Source organism: Acinetobacter sp. AOR01_HL, assembly GCF_027855455.1.
GTDB classification, from domain to species: domain Bacteria; phylum Pseudomonadota; class Gammaproteobacteria; order Pseudomonadales; family Moraxellaceae; genus Acinetobacter; species Acinetobacter baumannii.
Genome location: NZ_JAKTIM010000057.1, coordinates 77,158 through 97,992 on the forward strand (window position 1 = coordinate 77,158; position 20,835 = coordinate 97,992).

Consider the following 20,835-nt stretch of genomic DNA (forward strand, 5'->3'; position numbering starts at 1 on the left):
GTGCTTATGCACCGGCTTTTAGCTATGTACTAATGAATTAGTAATTAAGCCTGAACAGTTGAAAGCGCTGCATTAAATGTAGCACTTGGACGCATTACAGCGCTTACTTTCGCTGGGTCAACTGCATAGTAACCACCGATATCAGCTGGTTTACCTTGTACTTGAGCAAGCTCAGCAACGATCTTCTGTTCATTTTCAGCTAATGCTTTTGCAAGTGGAGCAAATTTAGCTTTCAACTCAGCATCTTCGTTCTGTGCAGCAAGTGCTTCTGCCCAGTAAAGTGACAAGTAGAAGTGACTGCCACGGTTGTCAAGTTCGCCTGTACGACGTGATGGAGACTTGTCATTGTCAAGCAATTTACCAGTCGCTTCATCAAGTGTCTTCGCAAGTAACTTCGCACGAGCATTATTTTCTTTAATACCCATTTCTTCTAGAGAAACTGCAAGCGCAAGGAACTCACCAAGCGAATCCCAACGTAAGTGGTTTTCTTCAACAAGTTGTTGTACGTGTTTAGGTGCTGAACCACCCGCACCAGTTTCGTACATGCCACCACCCGCCATAAGCGGAACGATAGACAACATTTTCGCAGAAGTACCAAGTTCCATAATTGGGAACAAGTCAGTTAAGTAGTCGCGTAAGATGTTACCGGTTACAGAAATTGTATCGAGGCCACGAACTACACGCTCAAGTGTGTAACGCATTGCACGTACTTGAGACATGATCTGGATATCAAGACCAGTCGTATCGTGATCTTTTAAGTACTTCTGTACTTTCTTGATCAATTCATTTTCGTGTGGACGATATGGGTCAAGCCAGAAGATCGCAGGCATGCCTGAGTTACGTGCACGAGTTACTGCAAGTTTTACCCAGTCACGAATCGGAGCGTCTTTCACCTGACACATACGCCAGATATCGCCTTCTTCAACATTTTGAGTCAATAACACTTCACCAGTGTCAAGATCAGTAATGTTTGCAATACCTGCTTCAGGAATTTCAAAAGTCTTGTCGTGAGAACCGTATTCTTCAGCTTTTTGAGCCATCAAACCAACGTTTGGTACTGTACCCATTGTTTTTGGATCAAAGTTACCATGCCATTTACAGAAATTGATCATTTCTTGGTAAATACGGGCAAATGTTGATTCTGGCATTACTGCTTTAGCATCGTATTGCTTACCATCAGCACCCCACATTTTACCACCAGCACGGATCATTGCAGGCATAGAAGCATCTACGATGATGTCATTAGGTGAATGGAAGTTAGTGATACCTTTTGCTGAGTCAACCATCGCAAGTGCAGGACGGTGTTCTTGGCAAGCATGTAAATCTTCAATGATTTCTTCACGTAATGAGGTTGGAAGAGTTTCGATTTTCTCGTATAACCCAGCCATACCGTTATTTACGTTAATACCTAATTCGTCAAACAACTTACCGTGTTTTTCGAAAGCTTCTTTATAGTAGATTTTCACACAGTGACCGAAAACGATCGGGTGTGAAACTTTCATCATTGTCGCTTTTACGTGTAATGAGAATAAAATTCCTGCTTCGCGGCAGTCATCAAGTTGTTTCTCGTAGAAGTCGCAAAGCGCTTTTTTGCTCATGAACATTGAGTCAATGATTTCGCCTTCTTGAAGCGCAACTTTTGGCTTAAGAACAATGCTTTTACCACTGTTTGTGATAAGTTCCATTTTTACATTGCGTGGACGGTCAAGTGTCATTGACTTTTCACCGTGGTAGAAGTCACCTTCTTCCATGTGTGAAACGTGAGTTTGCGACCATTGTTTCCACTCGCTCATTGAGTGAGGGTGTTTCTTAGCGTAATTTTTAACGGCAGCAGGAGCACGACGGTCAGAGTTACCTTCACGAAGAACAGGGTTTACTGCTGAACCTAGGCATTTGCCATAACGAGCTTTGATTGTTTTTTCTTCTTCAGTCGCTGGGTTTTCCGGATAGTCAGGAATTGCATAACCTTTAGATTGAAGTTCTTTAATACATGCTGTCAATTGCGCAACAGAGGCACTAATATTTGGGAGTTTGATAATGTTAGTATCTGGATCTTGTGTAAGACGACCTAGCTCAGCAAGGTTGTCGGATACCTTTTGCTCTTCACTTAGGTAGTCAGCGAATTCTGCGAGCACACGTGCAGCTACAGAGATGTCACTTTTAACAATCTCGATACCAGCTGGCTTAGTAAAGGTCTCAATGATCGGCAGTAGCGAATAAGTCGCCAATAATGGCGCCTCGTCAGTCAGTGTGTAAATGATGGTTGACTTTTCACCAGCCATATATAGCCCCTTCCGTTGAATTGAGTTTTGAGGACCGAGCTTTTGGCCCAGTGCCTACGAACCGATATGCTTAAATAAAACCCTGAGAGTATCGGCTCTCATTGGCTTTCAGTCAACGAAATATCCAGTGATAACGACATTTCGCAGCGAAATAATACATAATTTAAATCTATCGATAATAATCTTATACCTAACTTATGGTAATAAATGCGCTTTTACCAACTTTTAGGTATAGAACAGTCTTAAATTACATGAGATATCTTTCAGAGTTCTGACAATTATTATACTTTTCATTCAAAACAAACTCAAAGATAAAGACTCTTTCTATGTTTTGAAGTTAGGAAAAAATAAAAACCGATGCACGAAACATCGGTTTTTTATAAATTAATTAACGGTTATTTAGGCTTTTAACCATTTGTCAGCTTTGCTTTGATCTTCAATAATAAGTTCAACTTCAGTTAAGTTTATGCTGTCACTTGTAACTTCAAACGACAATAACTCATCACGGCGGAAAGCCAAGACTGAGTAATTACCCTTTTGTTTAGCATATTTCTCAATAAGTTTTGTGGTCGCTTTTAGTCCATCAATTGCAATAATGACATCATTAGCAGAAATACCCGCTTTAGCACCAGCTCCCTCACGGTGAGCATTTTGTACTAACACACCTTCAGGCTTATCAGCTAGCTTTAAACCATAAGCTAAAGTCTTATCATTTTTAAGCGTATAACTTAAACCAAACTCAGGAAATAACTGATCAAGTGGTAACTCTTCAGTAGTATTAATCAAATGATTGATTTGCTCTACCCAACTATCGCCTGTTAGCTCTTCACATAAATCAAAAATTGTACGCTCATTAACCTGAACACCGTTTTGCGTATTTTCATACAATCGACGCATTAAGGCATCAAGGCTAGAACCACGTAAACGTAAGCCTAAGTCCAAACACAAGGCAACTAATGCACCTTTGTTATAATAGCTCGTGCCTGCATTATTCGAATTTTCATCTTGACGATAAAATTTAATCCAAGCATCAAAACTTGATTCTGCTACTGTTTGAACAAAACGTCCCGGGTTTTGCAAATAGCGATCAATCTGTGACTTCAACAAATCTAAATAAGACTTTTGGGAAATCACGCCACTACGTAATAAAATTAAATCATCGTAATACGAAGTAAACCCTTCAAAAATCCACAGTAGCGAAGTATAGCCTTCTTGATGCAGGTTGTAGTTCGCAAAATTTTCTGGACGGATAAACTTTACTAACCAAGAATGAAAATATTCATGACTGCATAAACCTAAGAAACGTTGATAATCTTTCGAAGGTTCAGTAGGTTCATTCGATTTCGGCAAATCATCTCGTGGAGTAATCAGACTTGTGCTATTGCAATGCTCTAGCCCACCGTAACTATTCCCTGTTGCCATAGTCATGAAGGTATAGTTTTTAAACGGTGCCGAACCAAACAGATCAATTTCGGCTGCACAAATTTTTTCAATATCCGTTTTTAAACGATCAACATTCGTAGCGTGAGTACCTGAAATTACAAACTCATGTTCAATTCCATGTGTTTCGAAGCTAAAACGCGTTTGATCAGCCAGTTCAAATGGACTATCAATGAGTTGATCATAATGATCAGCTTTTAAAGTAAAACGTCCTTTTACTAAACTTTTTGAAGCTAATCCTGTTGCTAACTGAAAGTGTTTTAATTCATCCGGCAAAAAGACTTCTAATTCACAGGCAGATTGTTCTTGGCCTTCTAAGCCTAAACACACACAGGCAGGGTTAATATATAAACGCGTTTGATCTACATAAGCGCCACGTACTGATAAATCATATGCATAAACATCATATTCAACAGTAATTAACTCGTGATCGGTGTTAAATAAACGCCAGCGATTTTTTTCAGTCTTTTTAATATTGAGCATGCGTCCAGCTTCATCATATGCCTTTACTGCCTCGATGTGCTTAGAAAACTCTCGAATGAGATAACTGCCCGGAATCCACGTTGGTAACCATAGTTCCTGATTTGGATTCGCTAAAAAGCGAATTGTCACGTGAACAAGGTGTTGTTTGTAATCATCGAACTCAATTTGATAATGCAACATAAATTCTTCAATTTAAAAATAAGAACGGTTTCACATTAGATTATCACTTTTTTGTATCGACTTGCGTAGATGTATTTTTTGGCAACAATTCACACTAGCCTTCTACAAAAAAAAGGCATAGCATGCTGGGCATCTGTGTTCCGTATTTGCCAGTAAACGTCAAGGTCACCTAGTGAAATTCTTCCTATCTCTTTTTACGCTGTTTAGTATTTTCTGTACTACTCTTACCAATGCTGCTCTACTTAATATTGCTCCTGAAAGTGTTGAAGCCGCTGCATGGACAATTGTAGATACCCAATCTGGTCAAATTATTGCTGAGCATAATAGTCATGTACAACGTGCGCCAGCCTCTTTAACCAAAATGATGGTGGCCTACATTGCATTAAAAGAGATTAAGGCTGGAAAGTTAAAACTGAACGAAGTCATTACTGCAACACCAGTCGTAAGCGTGGTGCAGTGGGATGAATCACAAATGTACCTCAAAGCGGGCGAGCAAATTTCAGTTGATCAGCTCTTGGCTGGTTTAATTGTTATGTCTGCAAATGATGCAGCTGTGACTTTGGCTGAAAAAATTTCTGGTGATGTGCCTCATTTCGTACAGCGTATGAATCAAGAAGCACAAGCGCTGGGTATGAAAGACACGCACTTTAGTAACCCTGCTGGCATTACAATGCCGGATCATTACACGACAGCTCATGATTTGAGCTTATTAAGTCAGGCAGTGATTCACCAGACCCCTGAATATTTACATTATTCGAAAATGCCGAGCTTTAGCTACAATCAACGTTTTCATCACGCGACGAACCTTGCGCTCAAATACGATCCATCTGTAGATGGCTTAAAAACTGGCTATACCAAAGCAGCAGGTTATAACTTGGCTCTAACAGCTTCACGCCCTTCATTTTCACCGAACTTACCGCAAAGACGTTTACTGGTAATTGTCTTAGGTACACCAAGTGCTGTGAAACGTGCTGAAATTGCAGATAAATTAATGAATCTTGCTTATGCTTATACACGTGATGAAGTAGTTATTCCTGAGCAAAAATTAATTGCTGAATTGCCTGTTATTAAATCAACTTTAAAAATGTTTAAAGTAGAAACTAAGCAGCCAACCATTGTTACGACTTCTTTATATGCTGAGCCAACACCAATTGATTTAAATACGTTTGATTATGCTACACAGCGTATTCAAGTTCTTGATAGCAATCAACAACCTAAAGTTATTGCTCCACTTGAAACAACTCAAACACGTGTAAATATTCAGTTAAATGAGCAAAAGTTAACAGCACCGTTAATGAAAGCGATGAATTTGGCAACAGTTTCAATTTATCAAAACAACCAGCTCATTCGCAGTCTTCAAATTGAAAATGATGTACACATTGAAGAAGCAAATATTTTCCAAAGAATTATGATGTGGTTCTCAAGCCTATTCTCAATCTTTTCATCAAGTGAGCACAGTGCAGCAAAACTCTACCCTATAGATTCGCACTAAAAACATCAAATTGTGCACAGATGCACAATAAATTTTATAAAGAAAAGATGGCATAATTCAGCCATCTTTTTTTATAGAAAAATAATTAGGTGATAAAAATGACCCAAAACTTACATCATATTGTTATTGTCGGTGGTGGTGCTGGTGGTTTAGAACTCGCCACACAACTTGGTGAAACTTTTGGGAAAAATGGTAAAGCCAAAATTACATTGGTTGACCAAAATTTAACTCATATCTGGAAACCATTACTTCATGAAATTGCGGCGGGTTCTTTAAATCCTCACGAAGAGCAAACCAATTATTTTGCCCATGCAGAGAAACACCACTATGAATTTGTGTTGGGAACATTAACAGCAGTAAATAAAGATAAGAAAATAATTGATTTAATTCCCCCTCAAGTCTCTAAAGAACAAAATATCCATATTCAACAACTCAGTTACGATACGCTTGTTTTAGCGCTTGGTTCAGTATCAAATGATTTCAATACACCCGGTGTTCGTGAAAACTGCCATTTCCTCGATAGCCGTAAACAGGCGGATATTTTCCAGCAAGATCTTTTACACCTATATATCGAAGCGCAAAATCAACCCGATCAACGTACATTAAATATTGGAATTATTGGTGCGGGGGCAACAGGTGTCGAACTTGCGGCTGAACTGATTGAAACGACCAAAAACTTTTATCGCTATGGTTTAAAAAAGATCCATCCGAATCAAGTCAAAATTACACTCATTGAGGCCTCAGAACGCATCCTCCCTGCTCTAAGTGAAAAAACAGCTGAACATAGCGCAAAACAGCTTCAAAAAATGGGTGTTGAAATTTTAACTAAACACCGGGTTGAAAAAATTGATGAACACTGTATCTATTTTAGTAATGGTAACCAACTCAACAGTGATATTACGGTATGGGCAGCTGGGGTAAAAGCACCAAAAGTACTTGAAAGTCTTAGCGATTTCGAACGTGATAATATTAACCGCTTAATGGTCTATGCAACGCTGCAGACCTATTCCGATCCTAATGTATTTGCATTTGGTGATTGTGCGCATTGCCAACTTGATGCAAGACACCCGCCTCTCGGACCACGTGCTCAAGTTGCTAGTCAACAAGCGAGCTTTTTAGTCGATGCTATGGCTGCTAGGCTAAATGGCCGATCACAACCGATGTTTACTTTTAATGACAAAGGTTCACTTGTGTCTTTAAGTCGTAATAAAGCGGTTGGAGAATTACTAGGGGATGTCAGTGTCCAAGGATATATTGCTAAAACGATGTATGTATCTTTATACCGTTTACATCAAGCAACAATTCACGGATACACTCAAGCTGGACTACTCACAATGAAAGATTTACTTACAAGACGAGTACGACCAAAAATTAAGCTGTATTGAGTTGAATTTTTTAAGTTCATCCCTATTTAGATAAAAACGCATTAGAAAAAGTGTTAAAGATTGAGATTTTGTAGTCTACAAAATTTATTTTTCACTTTATGATGTACGCTTTAATTGATTGAATGGATCAAAAACATGACTGCAATTGCAAATAACCACGTGGTTTCATTCCACTATAAATTAACAAACGCTGAGGGTGAAACACTTGATCAATCTCAAGGTGAACCACTTGCCTATTTGCATGGCGCAGGCAACATCATTCCTGGTTTAGAAAATGCATTAACTGGTAAGACTGTTGGTGATAAATTCACTGTTAACGTACCAGCTGCTGAAGGTTATGGCGAATATAACCCAGACCTAGTACAAGAAGTTCCTGCTCAAATGTTCCAAGGCGTTGATAACATTCAACCAGGTATGCAATTCCAAGCTCAAACAGATGACGGCGTTCAAATCGTTACTGTTAAAGCTGTTGAAGGCGACAACGTTATCGTTGATGCAAACTTCCCACTTGCTGGTCAAGATTTAACTTTTGAAGTTGAAATCGTAGAAATCCGTGAAGCTTCTCAAGAAGAATTAGATCATGGTCACGTACACGGTGCGGGTGGTCACCACCACTAAGTCTTCTTTTAGAAGATAATAAAAAGCAAAGCTTCGGCTTTGCTTTTTTTATGTCTTTAATTTATATAATATTCATAGAGTTAATTTATTTTTAGGGACTTGCATGTCAAATGCTTATCAGCTCATTTGGTTTCGCCAAGATTTGCGTATACATGATCATGCAGCTTTATGGCACGCCAGCCAGCAAGGACCTTCACTCGGTTTAGTCATCTTATCGCCAGAGCAATGGAAACAACACGCCGATGCTCCAATAAAAATAAGTTTTTATTTACGACAACTCAGAACGCTTCAGAAAGAGTTAGCAGCACTGCATATTCCTCTAGTTATTCAAGTCATTCCCGATTGGAAAGAGATCGCAAACTTTATTTCTGATTTCAGCAAGAAATATAATATTGAAAATGTGTATGCCAATATCGAAATAGGCGTAAATGAATTAAAAAGAGATAAAACGGTACAAGACTATTTAAATCGGCATGGCAAAGAACTATTTTTATTCCATGACCGTACTATTTTTCCTTTACGTTCAATCCGTAACCAATCACAACAACCATATCAAGTATTTAGTGCATTCAAAAAAGCTTGTTATACAAAGCTCGACACAAGCGGTTTACCTCAATGTTATCCGGTCCCTAATAAACAAAATGAAGTACCACTAGATTTTTTACAGGGGAAAAATATTGATTTAGACGAAATTGAAAAACTATTTTGCTCATCTCTCTCAAAAGAACAGCAAGATTTATGGCCTGTTGGCGAACAATACGCATTAGAACAATTAGATCAATTTATTGAAGAATCGGTTTATCACTATAAAGTCGAGCGCGATTTTCCTCATATACAAGGTACAAGTAAGCTTTCGCCTTATTTAAATATTGGTATTTTATCTATTCGACAGTGTTTACAAGCACTCTTTCGTAATCAACATGGCAACTTTCACTTAGTCAATGAAGGCCAACAAACATGGTTAGACGAACTTCTTTGGAGAGAGTTCTACCAACATATTTTATTTGATTTTCCGCATGTTTCTAAACACATCCCGTTTAAAAAAGATACTCAGAAGATTAAATGGAACCATAATCCAGAACATTTAACCGCATGGCAAACGGGTCAAACCGGTATTCCTATTGTTGATGCTGGGATGCGACAACTTTTACAAACAGGCTGGATGCATAATCGAGTACGTATGATTACGGCCATGTTTTTATGTAAAAATCTTTTGATTGATTGGCGCATTGGTGAACAATGGTTTATGCAACATTTAATTGATGGTGACCTCGCCGCAAATAATGGCGGTTGGCAATGGTGTGCCTCAACAGGAACAGATGCCGTACCTTATTTTCGGATTTTCAACCCAATCGCTCAATCAAAGAAGTTTGATCCGGAGGGTGAATATATTCGCCAATGGGTGAAAGAATTGGCTCATTTGGACAATAAAACGATTCATGAACCCTACTCAAGCAAAACCGATCTTGGTTTAAATTATCCAAAACCCATAGTAGATTTAAAAGAAACACGTCTTAAAGCAATTAAAACTTTCAAGAATATTTAGATAACAATTGAGTCTGCTCTGTTTATTTTTGATGAAAAATTAATAACAAGGTTTGACTATACAGTGGCTTTAATCTACAAATAAACATAATAGATACCTAAAAAGGACAGAAACAACAACTACTTCGCAAATCAACACCTTTCATTATAAAAGTATAAAAAAATTAACATTACAAAAAAGGTAGCATAGGCCACATGCAACAAAAACACCCTGGTAGAACACTCGTCTTATGGATTATCGCAGCTCATCTATTTATGGGAATGGTTGCATACGAGTGGCTGCCTGTGAGTTTTAGAGGAAGTTGGATTTTTATTCTTCTTCTTTTAATTTCAGGTGCTTTTTTAGAAGTCGGTTTGTCTTTAATTGTAGGTTTAGTGGCTTTTATTGGAGTTGCCGTATACTTTTTACTCGACTTAGGCGCACAAACACATATTGAACGTCAGTTACTTTTACTATTCATTATTCCCCTAATACCGCTCTTTCTAAGTGCTGTACGCCACAATATTGAAATTAATGTACAGAAATACCGTGATATTCAAAGCTATGACCGAAATTATCGCCGCGATATTTTCCCGCTAAGTGCTTTAAAATACTTTCAGCGTAGTTTTTTTAAATTACTTGATCACCACAATGTACAAGATTATGAAGTATTCGAAATTCGAATTCTTAATCGCAGTCTGATTAAAGAAATGTTAGGCGATGATGTCTGGAAAACAACTCAAAATGAAATGATTAAAATTTTGAGCCAACATGAACCCAACGAAATTGTTTTCCAGTTTGCAGATGATGATCTGGAAAATATTTACAGTATTATGATTCGCCAGCAGAAAACAGAAGGAGACCCTGTATTCTTAAAAAAATTAAAAGAAATTACGACTTTGCGTCTTGAGGTGGAATACAAAATTGTTCCTATTCCACCTGAGGAGATGAGCTAATGTCTAATCTTCTCAATATTTGTGGAATTGTAATCGCCTCTAGCCAATATCCAGATGCCACATTACAACAGTTCTATCGACAATATTATCATTGCGAAATTAAAGCTGAGCAAATAAAAGCCGAGGTTCAAAGTCCTAGTGATCTTTCCATGTTTTTCCCTTACCAAGATACGTGGTGGCCTGTCTTTACAATTGATCAGATCAGCTCTGAAAGTTTCCAAAAGTTTATCCATAACGGAATTAGACCCGGCATTATCTTGCCAGACGAAGTATTCGGTTTTCCTCACTATTTCTTGTTAAAAGAAGCAGTAAGCCAAGGTGCTATTCCTATTGTGCTTTTTAAAACTGAACAACCTCAATATTTTGCCGCAAAAGCAACTTTTTCGACCGCTATTGGTTTACGCCCAATGGCTGCTTTTGTGAGTACGGGATGGGATGAAAATTTAATTTCTCAACCAGCGGGTAGTTATATTATCCAGCTAAATTCAGCAAATTTACCATTACCCTCAAGAGAAGTCAGACAAGGCCAACATTTATTTTACTCGGCCAAGAGTTTTAACGGCCATGTATCAGGTTATGAAATTATTATTAATCCTCCTGCCGACTTACCCCTATCTAATATTCGTTATCCTCAACTCGGTATTTCATGGAAATTTAATAATATTGATTATGAGAGTACTCCTGAACATGTAAGTACGAATCTTATAGGTTATATATTTATTGTTTTAAGTATTGTTGTTGTTCCACTTGACCTGATTTTAACAACAACGTATCCGGATCTACTCGGCACATTTGGTAGCTATATTTCATGGATCTCCTTAGTGGTCGGGGCAATTTTATTATTGCTGCTCATCTCTTCTATTATTAGGAGGGTCCGTAAAAATGGCTCCAATTGATATTCTGTTTTTATTTGGCTTTTTAGGTATTTGGATTCCACAAGCATTTTGGGCATGGTTAAGCTATCAAGCGTGGAAGTATTCCAAAACGGCTGAAAAAGAGCTGCAAAACTTACCAATACCAGAAAGATGGCCAGTCTTAAGTGTTTTGATCCCTGCTTATAATGAAGGCGTTGTGATTGAGGACATTTTGCATGCCATTGCTCAACAGGATTATCCGGCAGAGTCTTATGAAGTCTTACTGATCAATGATGGCTCCAAAGACAACACCCTTGAAATCGCAGAAAACCTCGCAAAAATTTATCCTTGCATAAAAATTGTCAATGTACCCAAAGGTATGGGTGGTAAAGGTAAATCAAGAACGCTTAATAATGGCCTTCCCCATGCCAAAGGTGAGTTAATTGTTGTTTACGACGCCGATAGTACCCCTGAACCCGATTGCGTCCGATTACTTGCCCAAACCTTGTTAGCCGATAAAAAGCTAGTCGCGGTAAATGGCAAAGTCAGAACCCGTAACTGGCAGGATAGTATTTTGACTCGTTTTATTGCGATTGAATTCATCTTTTTCCAATGGATCTTTCAAGGTGGACGCTGGCAACGTTTTGAACTATCAACATTAATGGGAACAAATTATGTCATCTGGCGCGATGCTCTAGAGACTTTGGGCGGTTTTGATGAAAAATCGTTAGTGGATGATACAGAAATGAGTTTCCGAATTTTTATCGGACAAAAACGAATTAAATGGGTTCCCTATGCAATTGGTTGGCAACAGGACCCTCCTTCGTTAAGCGTATTCGTTAAACAGCGCTCACGCTGGACTCAAGGTAATTTTTATGTGACACGCAAATATTTACCCGTAGCACTGAGAACCCCATTCCCAATCGGAATTGAAATTCTAAATAACATTATGTGCTATATCCTTTTTGTACCGGCTTTATTCTGGAGTCATATTACCTTAACGCTTGGCTTACTTGATATTGCAGGTATTTCAGTTCCTGGTCCATTTACACTACTGTGGGGACTCTCATTTTGTCTCTATGTAGCACAAATGTGGTTTACGCTTTCTTTAGAAAAAGTTAAACCAGAACTCTATTTTTATTCTGTCTTATCTTACGTAAGTTACTCACAAATCTTCTTATTTATTGTGTTTAAAGCCGCATTCGACATGCTAAAAAATAAAATACAGGGCAACTCCCTTCAATGGTACAAAACGGAACGTAGCAAGGAGAAAAAATAAATGAAAAAGACTTTTGATCTTTACCAAACAGCTCAAGTGCTCCTTGCCAGCACCAGTTTTTTGCTTGCCATGTCTACTCATGCTTATACATGGAAACTCGACGATATTAGTACCTCGACTAAATATACAGTCGAGCCTCACTTTTTCTATATTGGAAAAGGTGCTGAATGGCAAAACATTCAGTTTTCGAGTGACTACTCAACTGAAAATGACACAACAGTACTCGTCAAATATGACGATAAGCTCATTTATAACACTACGCTTAATGGTGATGGCCAATTCAAATTTAATATTCCTGCCAGCCAGAGCGGTTTTCACCGTTTAGATTTTATTATTCAACAATATGCAAAACCAACGACGCTTAACCAAACAAAAGAAACATTCTGTACAGAAGATATTGATCACTTAACTTATTTGAGTAATTCTCAACTCGACTTTACGCCTGTTCGAAATGAGTACCGTTTAAAAGATCTACCAGACGCTTTATTTAACCCTCAGGCTAGACGACCTACACCTTTTGTCGGGATCTTAAAATATAACCGTAAAGAAATTACCGAAGCCTCTATGTTGGGCCGATTAGTAAGTTCGTGGAGCTCCGTAACGCCAATTGAATGGGTTGATTCAGGCCAAACCAATCTAAATCCTGAAACGAACTTTATTATTGAAGTGATTCGTTCGGCAAGCCCACTCAAAGGAGGAGCCTTAGTACAAATTGCTAAACCGGCTGAAGGTGTACCGACGCTATCTATTACTTATCACACACCACAAGAGCTTACCGCTGCCATTAACGGGCTAATTAATCCAACTTATGTGCAACAGCTTGATACGGGTAGCGCTATTTTTCCAACTACAATTTCAGCACCAGCTTGGGCGCAATTTAAAAAAATTGATACGCTTGCAGATCTAGGTATTCAGGATTTTCGACTAAATCATGCCGAAAAGAATTTATTTCTTGATTTTCCGGCAGTATGGCAACCTACTGATATTCTGCAAGGGCAAATCGCACTTCGTATTCAAAGTGGACTATTACAAGGTTCAAACATTACAGCATGGATTGATGGAGGACTTGCAGGAAGTATGAAAACGGCGGATCTCGCATCCGACCCTGTAAACCGACAGTTCAACATCTTTGCCAAGGAAATTTCAAATACAACCAACTTTAGCTTAAAACTTGAAAACTCGGTTATTGCTAATTCTCAATGTTTACCCAATGCTCACGGCTCACTCTGGGTTGATACCGCCAAATCAACCGTCAAACTTCCCCATAAACTAAAAAATGGTGTTGCCGCTCTTTCAATGACCTTAGCCACCAAGCCAACAATCGCAATTGATGACCAATCCGGGGCATTAAATATTGCCATTATTTTAGGACAAGTCGCTAAAAACATGCTGCTGACACAGGCACCAATGCCAGTGAACCTAGTACGCTTCTCTCCGACCTCCCCACAAGCAGTGAATGTGAGAGTGAACAAAGAGATTTATCAGCAACAAGTCTTAATGCATCAAAATATTATTTATGCACCCGCAGCAGCGAATGGCTTTATCGTAAGTTATAACAATAACCGCTTCGATGTAATTACAGACTCTGAAAACGGTGCACAAACCTTTATGCATTTATGGGGAAAAATACAGCATAAAATCCCAAATAATGTGACCAAAATGCTGGTTTCTGAAAACGGCAATATGTATGTTCTTCAAAAATTAATTGTGGGTAATCAAAAAGCGCCATTAGTTCAGCAATCATCATTCTTTTTATTAGTTGTGATTATCTCTGCAATTATGATAATAGTGATCTTCTTGTGGTATTGGTTACGACGTAATAATGAAAAAACAGATACCAATTAAAATAACTGCTTTTATTATTTTAATTATATGTAGTGTAGTGGGTTATGCGGGGTTGTTCAAAAATCATGGGCAACCTCCCATTATTGAGGGTATTTTCTGGCAACCTGACAATGATACTACTCCTCCTAAAGGAAACTGGCATTACTTAGGAATAAATACTTTTGTTCCCCAATGGTCAGTCGTTGAATCTAAATCTTGGTGGAAAAACTCCAATCTTCCTCAATGGGAAAAAGCCATTGATTTACAAAAAATTAAACAGCAACCTTGGGCCAAAAATCTTATATTGGGGTTAGCAGGTGAATATAATGAACACGAAGCGCGTGCTAATGTCGTTGCTTTGGGTGAAAAATCTGCACAAATTATTCAAGAACAAAATGATACATCTTTAAAAGGCTATTATTTTCCAGTAGAAGCCGACCCAACATGGCTAAGAGTAAGTACCTTAGGACATGTTTTGGAAAAATTACCCTCTCCTATTTGGGTTAGTGTTTATAGTGGTGAAAGTGAACCTGAAAACTACGATTTATGGGTTAAAAGCTGGCTTCCTCAACAAGCAGGCGTTTTTTTCCAAGATGGTGTAGGTGTCGGAGTACGAACTCCCGAACAAGCTAGACGTATTTTAGATCAACTTGAACAGACACTTGGAAAAGATAAAACAGTTATTGTTTTAGAAGCATTTCGAACCAAGAAAAATGGTCAATTTCGTGCAGCCTATCCTTGGGAAATTATCTCTCAAATTAAGGCGTATGAAGGGAAAAAAATTTATATTTTTGATGGTCCCCACTATATGGGCCGATGGTCCGTTTATATTGTCGGTCTATGGTATCGACTCGTTTATGGCAGCACACCCGCCACCATAAACGAACCAGAAAACTCAAAATAAATGATCTCTAGTTATAAGTTCTGGCAATTTCATCTAATATTCGCTGGGCAGCACATCCATCACCAAACGGATTTTCAACATGAGCCATTTTTTGGTAATGCTGCGAATCCGTTAAAAGTTTCTCAGCCTCTTCAATAATTTTCTGCTGATTTGTTCCAACCAATACCCCTGCTCCCACCTCTACCACTTCTGGGCGTTCAGTCGTGTCTCTTAAAATTAAGACAGGCTTATTAAATGATGGGCTTTCTTCTTGCAAACCACCAGAGTCCGTTAAAATAAAGGTGGAGCGGTCGATAACGGCCAATAAACTCGGATAATCGAGTGGCTTCACAAGATGAATTTGAGCATGATTTTTAAATTTATCGTGCACTACATTATGTACAGCAGGATTTAAATGTACAGGCCAAATAAAATGTAAATCAGGATGCTGTTTTGCTAAATACTCAACAGCATTACAAATATTCTGAATTCCTTCGCCAAAATTCTCACGGCGGTGAGCAGTTATAAGTACAACTTTATCATTTTGTTTTAATTCAATTCCGTAAGGCTCAAGTTGATTTTTCAAACCTGTCTTTTCAGCTATGAGTTTCCTTCCTAAATACACAGCATCGACTACCGTATTCCCTGTCACTGTAATCAACGAAGGTGGAATCTGCTCATTTAACAAGTTACGCTTTGATTGTTCTGTAGGGGCAAAATGCCATTTGGTAATACGAGAAACTAACTGGCGGTTACCTTCTTCAGGAAATGGATGATCTAAATCATAAGAACGTAAACCCGCTTCGACATGGGCAACAGGAATCTTCATTGAAAATGCAACTAGCCCAGCGGCTAACACGGTTGTAGTATCACCTTGAATAACAATTGCATCTCTTTTTTGACCATCTGTATAGATATTTTCAAGTTGCGTTAAGCCATGAATTAAAAGCTGATTCAGGCTTTGTCCAGCATTCATAATTTTAAGACGATGATCAATTTCAACCCCAAAGAAATCTATCGCATCTCGAACTAATTCATCATGTTGTCCTGTAAAAATAACTTCTACCTGAAATCGTGCATCTTGTTTTGCTAATAAAATTACCGGAGCCAACTTTATGAGCTCTGGACGAGTACCAAATACAATTGAAATAAAAATTTTCTTCATTATTAGAAATCCTTATAAAAAACAAGTTCTACACGAGTATTGTTGTAATGATCTTTTGTATTAACCGGTACGTCTTTAAAATAATTGCCATATAGACGTTCAACCCGTAGTTTTATCGGTTGATAATTAAAAGGCTGCCATGAAATGCCTGGGCCATATTCAAATAAATTATTGTAATATTCATCTTCGCTATCCGCTAAGCCATGCAATTTCACATAAGCCTGCACAGTCCCACTCTCACCCTTATAGAGATTTAAACCTGTGCGTAAGCGTAAGTCCCCAATAACGTTATAATCCTCTCTCGAATAAGTCGCGACATTGCCATATAAGTCAGTAAAATAATTATCTAAACAAAGTGAATGATCGCAGTTTGATTGTGAATACCATTCTTGATAACCCGTTACACCGCCTACAACACTCTCACGAAATCGCTTTCTATTTCTATCAATCAAGTCATAACTTCCACCAACTTCGACATAGGCTCGCACAGGAATGGAAGTCCACGGTTGATAATTTGCCCCCACCCCTAAAGTGGCTGCATTTTCATCAATAATTTCAGGTCGGACCCCACCTTGTGATTGAGTATCGCGGTTTAAATTAAGAAAGCCATATACTTGGGCTCGCCCGTTATCGATGTTTTTGCCATACCTCATTTTTAAAGGAAAAATAACATCGTCATACCGTGACTCATAAGACGGTGCAAAATAAATATCTCTAAAATATGGTTTAACTTCTCCCCCACTTAAATTTTTAACTGCCTGAGTTGCTTTAGCAGCAATTTCAGGGTCTGAAGAGGAACTTAACTCTTTAAATAAAACCAATGCTTCACGATCTTTTTTCTGCTGATTCAGCAAATAAGCTTCTTGTAATTTTAAGGTGTCATCTTGAGGAGCTAAATTTCTTGCTTGCCTTAAGCTTTGTAAAGCTTCTTTCCTTTTTTCAAGCCGAATCTGTAAATAAGTAAGACTTTTCCAGACTTTAATATCGGTTGGTGTCAGTTTACTAAGCTCAACTAATATTTTTTCTGCTTCTTGCGGTTGAGACTGTTCAATTTTATAAAATCTATCCCATTTATCATAAATAGGGTTACCGGGCTTATATGCAGGGTCGACTTGCTCTTGTGCATAAACTGAGCTTATACCGATCATTCCCAAAGAAGAGATCACTGCTCCCATCAGTAATATTGAATGTGTTATAGAGTTTATTGTTTTGATATTTTTCATTTTCACCTCTACAGTAAATTAGACTTATTAAGGAGGGCAAGTCTTTGGAATGATCAATAAATATTATAATTAAAAATAATAAGTTACATCGTTAAGTTAGGTTAAGGATGTTTTAAAATAATTGTTTAATCTCCATTTTTATTATTGATCTATTCTGTCTTATCCCTAAATTTCCTATAATAATGACATATTTTTTGACCAATAAATTGTAAAATTTCATAGCATTTATAAAACATTAATAAGGAAAAACACATGGCTTTTCCACATCATACAGAGCATCATGCCATTCAACGCTCAGGTTGGCTAAGAGCCTCAGTATTAGGCGCTAATGATGGCATTATTTCAGTGACTAGCTTAATTATGGGGATGGCTGCAAGTGGGGCAAGCTCACATACTCTATTTATCACTTGTATTGCTGGACTCATTTCAGGCGCAACCTCAATGGCTGCCGGAGAATATATTTCGGTTAAATCTCAAGAAGATATTGAAAAATCAGATTTAGCTATTGAGGCAAAAGAATTAAAAAAATACCCTCAAAAAGAATTGGATGAATTAACTCAAATCTATATTTCTAGGGGACTTTCAAAAGAACTAGCAAAGGAGGTGGCTATTCAGCTTACGACTCATGATGCTTTGGGTGCACATGCCCGAGATGAAATCGGTATTCATGAAAATACGGCGGCAAACCCAATTCAAGCAGCACTCTCCTCAGCAGCATCATTTTCATTTGGGGCATTTTTCCCCATGCTTGCCATTTTGTTTAGCCCAGAGCATTTAATTATGCCAAGTGTGCTTATTACAGGTATCGCGGCATTAGCAATTTTAGGTGCCCTTTCGAGTTATTTTGCAGGCACGTCTAAAATCAAAGGTAGTTTACGTATTACCTTATGGGGTATTTTAGCGATGGCTTTTTCAAGCTGGATTGGTTCTTTATTTAATGTCACTCCTTTATAAGAGAGTTTTTTTAAATAAGACTCTTAATATTTAAAAATTAAATAGCCAATATTATTTGCTCTTCATTCTATTTTCACGTTATGGTGAAGAGAAAGAATTGAGGTGAATAAAATGAGCCTATTACAACAACTTGCAATCAAACATCCAATTTTTCTGGCTCCAATGGCGGGCGTCTCTACTCCTGAATTAGCAGCCGAGGTTTCAAATCAAGGAGGCCTTGGATCATTAGGCTTAGGAGCAAACACACCGCAAAGTGCACGTGAACAAATTTTAAAAACTCAAGCGCTCACGGAAAACCCATTTCAAGTTAATTTTTTCTGTCATCAATCGACTGAGCTTAATGTAGAAAAAGCAAAACAATGGCTTGAGTACCTACGTCCTCATTTTGAAAAATTCGGTGCTCAACCGCCCCAAGAATTACACTGTATCTATCCAAGTTTTTTAGACAATGATGATTTTTTAAATGTTGTTTTAGAAACTAAGCCAAAAGCAGTAAGTTTTCACTTTGGTATTCCGCATCCGCATCAAATTAAAGCTTTAAAAGAGGCTGGTATTTTGACTATGGTTTCGGCAACTAATTTGATCGAAGCTCAAGCTATTGAGGCTGCGGGTATCGATATTATTATTGCCCAAGGGATTGAGGCAGGCGGACATAGAGGGATTTTCAACCAAACTTTTGATGGGGCAATTAAAACTAGTGACTTGGTTCAACTAATTGTACAGCACTGTACACTTCCGGTTGTCGCCGCAGGTGGCATAATGACTGGCTTACAAGCCAAACATATGTTGGGCTTAGGTGCAGCCGCAGTCCAATTAGGGACAGCATTTGTTCAATGCCAAACTTCAAATGCTTCTGCCGAATATCGCAAAGCCCTATTTAGTAAACCTGTAACACAGATTAGTGCTAGTCTTTCTGGGCGCCCTGCTCGGGGGATACTCAACCATTGGCATACAAAAATTGATTCACCTACCCGCCCTGTACAACCTGAATATCCTTATACCTATGATTTAGCAAAGCAACTAAATGCTCTTGCAAGCAAACACCAAGATTACGGTTTTGGTGCTTTTTGGGCAGGAAGTAACGTTGCACAAATACGTGAACTTGAAGCACCTGATCTGGTTAATCAACTGGTCGTTGAAATGCTAGACAGTGAATAGATAAAAATTCCAAGCAACCAGTCTCTATACTGGTTGCTTTATTTTAGTGAGTATCTAATAAATTAACCTGTTCAACCTGAACATCGCTCATCAAATTACCTTCAGCAAGCAATTGATTAAAATAGCTCTCAACAACTAAAGCTTGTTCAGCAGTCGTTTCAACTTTATACATATTTTGTCGAAACTCATTACTTGAGCGTAAACCTTTGGTGTACCAAGCAATATGCTTACGAGCAATACGACAACCGGAGTATTCACCATAAAACTGATATAACTCAGACAAATGCCCTAAAAGCACTTCTTTAACTTCTTCAATATCCGGAGCAGCAAGGTGTTCACCAGTTTTTAAGTAATGGGCAATTTCACGAAAAATCCACGGTCGACCTTGTGCAGCCCGCCCAATCATAATTGCATCCGCCCCAGTATAGTCCAGTACATATTTTGCTTTCTCAGGACTATCAATATCACCATTAGCAATCACAGGAATATGGATTAATTCTTTAACATGCTTAATCAATTCATAACGGGCGGTATTTAAATACATATCTTCACGCGTACGGCCGTGTAGTGCTAATGCAGCGATGCCAGCCTCTTCGGCACGCTTAGCCACCCGTAGAATATTCTCTTGGCCATTTAAAAATCCCAAACGGGTTTTTAAAGTTACCGGAACATCAACTGCTGCAACGACTGCATCTAATATTCGAGCTACCAAATCTTCATCTTGTAATAATGCTGAACCCGCTAATTTATTACATACTTTCTTTGCAGGACATCCCATATTGATATCAACAATTTGCGCGCCATTTGCGACTTGGTAACGAGCCGCTTCAGCCAACTGTTCTGGATCGGAACCAGCAATCTGTGCAGAAATTGGAGCTAACTCTCCATCAAAATTAGCACGATAAAGACTTTTTTTAGTCATACGTAAAGTCTTGTCAGCAGTCATCATTTCACTGACTGCATGACCCGCACCGAAATACTTGCACAGCGTTCTAAATGGACGGTCAGTTACACCGGCCATAGGGGCAACAATTAAATTATTTGACAGTTGATAGGGACCAATATACATATATATTCATACAATTGATGATCGGCATAGTATACTTCATCCGCTTGATCAGCTCATCTTTTTAT

16 protein-coding genes are annotated in these 20,835 nt (G+C 38.3%); 11 read left to right on the forward strand and 5 right to left on the reverse strand.

The window, feature by feature from the left end; translation table 11 throughout:
- Nucleotides 1-44 precede the first annotated feature (44 nt).
- On the reverse strand, nucleotides 45-2,282 hold the full coding sequence (locus MKL62_RS18115; RefSeq protein WP_000896679.1) for an NADP-dependent isocitrate dehydrogenase: 2,238 nt from the start codon (nucleotides 2,280-2,282) through the stop codon (nucleotides 45-47).
- Between the two features lie 399 nt (nucleotides 2,283-2,681).
- Entirely contained in the window at nucleotides 2,682-4,385 is a 1,704-nt protein-coding gene (locus tag MKL62_RS18120; protein WP_005128144.1) for a M61 family metallopeptidase, read from the reverse strand.
- Between the two features lie 172 nt (nucleotides 4,386-4,557).
- Between MKL62_RS18120 and MKL62_RS18125 the strand changes: the two genes are divergently transcribed.
- The 9 genes from MKL62_RS18125 to MKL62_RS18165 all read left to right on the forward strand — a co-directional run bounded on the left by MKL62_RS18125 (nucleotide 4,558) and on the right by MKL62_RS18165 (nucleotide 15,222).
- Nucleotides 4,558-5,877 carry a D-alanyl-D-alanine carboxypeptidase PBP6B gene (locus tag MKL62_RS18125; RefSeq protein WP_000667907.1) on the forward strand — a complete coding sequence of 440 codons (1,320 nt, stop codon included), beginning with the start codon at nucleotides 4,558-4,560 and terminating at the stop codon, nucleotides 5,875-5,877.
- A 98-nt stretch (nucleotides 5,878-5,975) separates the two neighbouring features.
- Nucleotides 5,976-7,262: an NAD(P)/FAD-dependent oxidoreductase gene (locus MKL62_RS18130; RefSeq protein WP_005128143.1), complete on the forward strand. Its 1,287-nt coding sequence runs from the start codon at nucleotides 5,976-5,978 to the stop codon at nucleotides 7,260-7,262.
- A 135-nt stretch (nucleotides 7,263-7,397) separates the two neighbouring features.
- On the forward strand, nucleotides 7,398-7,880 hold the full coding sequence (locus MKL62_RS18135; RefSeq protein WP_000123995.1) for an FKBP-type peptidyl-prolyl cis-trans isomerase: 483 nt from the start codon (nucleotides 7,398-7,400) through the stop codon (nucleotides 7,878-7,880).
- Nucleotides 7,881-7,983: 103 nt separating this feature from the next.
- Nucleotides 7,984-9,426: a deoxyribodipyrimidine photo-lyase gene (gene phrB / locus MKL62_RS18140; RefSeq protein WP_005128142.1), complete on the forward strand. Its 1,443-nt coding sequence runs from the start codon at nucleotides 7,984-7,986 to the stop codon at nucleotides 9,424-9,426.
- Nucleotides 9,427-9,620: 194 nt separating this feature from the next.
- The gene (locus MKL62_RS18145) at nucleotides 9,621-10,361 is read left to right on the forward strand and encodes a hypothetical protein (RefSeq protein ID WP_005128141.1); all 741 of its coding nucleotides are present in this window, start codon (nucleotides 9,621-9,623) and stop codon (nucleotides 10,359-10,361) included.
- Nucleotides 10,361-11,257, forward strand: coding sequence for a hypothetical protein (locus MKL62_RS18150; RefSeq protein WP_005128140.1), 897 nt, complete (start codon nucleotides 10,361-10,363; stop codon nucleotides 11,255-11,257). The genes MKL62_RS18145 and MKL62_RS18150 overlap by 1 nt, the downstream gene beginning before the upstream one ends.
- Nucleotides 11,244-12,494, forward strand: a complete 1,251-nt coding sequence (locus MKL62_RS18155) for a glycosyltransferase family 2 protein (RefSeq protein WP_005128139.1) — start codon at nucleotides 11,244-11,246, stop codon at nucleotides 12,492-12,494. Before MKL62_RS18150 ends, MKL62_RS18155 begins: the two co-directional genes overlap by 14 nt.
- Nucleotides 12,495-14,339 carry a hypothetical protein gene (locus tag MKL62_RS18160; RefSeq protein WP_005128138.1) on the forward strand — a complete coding sequence of 615 codons (1,845 nt, stop codon included), beginning with the start codon at nucleotides 12,495-12,497 and terminating at the stop codon, nucleotides 14,337-14,339.
- Nucleotides 14,317-15,222, forward strand: a complete 906-nt coding sequence (locus MKL62_RS18165; protein WP_002047066.1) for an alpha-amylase family protein — start codon at nucleotides 14,317-14,319, stop codon at nucleotides 15,220-15,222. Before MKL62_RS18160 ends, MKL62_RS18165 begins: the two co-directional genes overlap by 23 nt.
- A gap of 7 nt (nucleotides 15,223-15,229) precedes the next feature.
- Here the strand turns inward: MKL62_RS18165 and wecB are convergent, their stop codons facing one another.
- Nucleotides 15,230-16,366: a non-hydrolyzing UDP-N-acetylglucosamine 2-epimerase gene (gene wecB / locus MKL62_RS18170; protein ID WP_005128136.1), complete on the reverse strand. Its 1,137-nt coding sequence runs from the start codon at nucleotides 16,364-16,366 to the stop codon at nucleotides 15,230-15,232.
- 2 nt (nucleotides 16,367-16,368) lie between these two features.
- A complete protein-coding gene (locus MKL62_RS18175) occupies nucleotides 16,369-17,589 on the reverse strand; it encodes a tetratricopeptide repeat protein (protein WP_001986306.1) in 1,221 nt (406 codons plus the stop codon).
- A gap of 252 nt (nucleotides 17,590-17,841) precedes the next feature.
- Between MKL62_RS18175 and MKL62_RS18180 the strand changes: the two genes are divergently transcribed.
- Both MKL62_RS18180 and MKL62_RS18185 read left to right on the forward strand, forming a co-directional pair.
- Nucleotides 17,842-18,543 carry a VIT1/CCC1 transporter family protein gene (locus MKL62_RS18180; RefSeq protein ID WP_000885356.1) on the forward strand — a complete coding sequence of 234 codons (702 nt, stop codon included), beginning with the start codon at nucleotides 17,842-17,844 and terminating at the stop codon, nucleotides 18,541-18,543.
- A 111-nt stretch (nucleotides 18,544-18,654) separates the two neighbouring features.
- A complete protein-coding gene (locus MKL62_RS18185) occupies nucleotides 18,655-19,701 on the forward strand; it encodes an NAD(P)H-dependent flavin oxidoreductase (protein ID WP_000055195.1) in 1,047 nt (348 codons plus the stop codon).
- A 43-nt stretch (nucleotides 19,702-19,744) separates the two neighbouring features.
- On the opposite strand, the gene dusB is transcribed toward MKL62_RS18185, so the two are convergent.
- Nucleotides 19,745-20,770, reverse strand: coding sequence for a tRNA dihydrouridine synthase DusB (dusB, locus tag MKL62_RS18190; protein ID WP_002047059.1), 1,026 nt, complete (start codon nucleotides 20,768-20,770; stop codon nucleotides 19,745-19,747).
- Nucleotides 20,771-20,835: the final 65 nt, after the last annotated feature.

Bases quoted from the DNA above. Each gene is read 5' to 3' on its own strand.
- MKL62_RS18175 (WP_001986306.1), bottom strand. From the start codon at position 17,589: ATGAAAAATATCAAAACAATAAACTCTATAACACATTCAATATTACTG.
- MKL62_RS18155 (WP_005128139.1), top strand. From the start codon at position 11,244: ATGGCTCCAATTGATATTCTGTTTTTATTTGGCTTTTTAGGTATTTGG.
- MKL62_RS18145 (WP_005128141.1), top strand. From the start codon at position 9,621: ATGCAACAAAAACACCCTGGTAGAACACTCGTCTTATGGATTATCGCA.
- wecB (WP_005128136.1), bottom strand. From the start codon at position 16,366: ATGAAGAAAATTTTTATTTCAATTGTATTTGGTACTCGTCCAGAGCTC.
- MKL62_RS18180 (WP_000885356.1), top strand. From the start codon at position 17,842: ATGGCTTTTCCACATCATACAGAGCATCATGCCATTCAACGCTCAGGT.
- MKL62_RS18165 (WP_002047066.1), top strand. From the start codon at position 14,317: ATGAAAAAACAGATACCAATTAAAATAACTGCTTTTATTATTTTAATT.
- MKL62_RS18160 (WP_005128138.1), top strand. From the start codon at position 12,495: ATGAAAAAGACTTTTGATCTTTACCAAACAGCTCAAGTGCTCCTTGCC.
- MKL62_RS18115 (WP_000896679.1), bottom strand. From the start codon at position 2,282: ATGGCTGGTGAAAAGTCAACCATCATTTACACACTGACTGACGAGGCG.
- dusB (WP_002047059.1), bottom strand. From the start codon at position 20,770: ATGTATATTGGTCCCTATCAACTGTCAAATAATTTAATTGTTGCCCCT.
- MKL62_RS18130 (WP_005128143.1), top strand. From the start codon at position 5,976: ATGACCCAAAACTTACATCATATTGTTATTGTCGGTGGTGGTGCTGGT.
- MKL62_RS18150 (WP_005128140.1), top strand. From the start codon at position 10,361: ATGTCTAATCTTCTCAATATTTGTGGAATTGTAATCGCCTCTAGCCAA.
- MKL62_RS18185 (WP_000055195.1), top strand. From the start codon at position 18,655: ATGAGCCTATTACAACAACTTGCAATCAAACATCCAATTTTTCTGGCT.
- MKL62_RS18120 (WP_005128144.1), bottom strand. From the start codon at position 4,385: ATGTTGCATTATCAAATTGAGTTCGATGATTACAAACAACACCTTGTT.
- phrB (WP_005128142.1), top strand. From the start codon at position 7,984: ATGTCAAATGCTTATCAGCTCATTTGGTTTCGCCAAGATTTGCGTATA.
- MKL62_RS18135 (WP_000123995.1), top strand. From the start codon at position 7,398: ATGACTGCAATTGCAAATAACCACGTGGTTTCATTCCACTATAAATTA.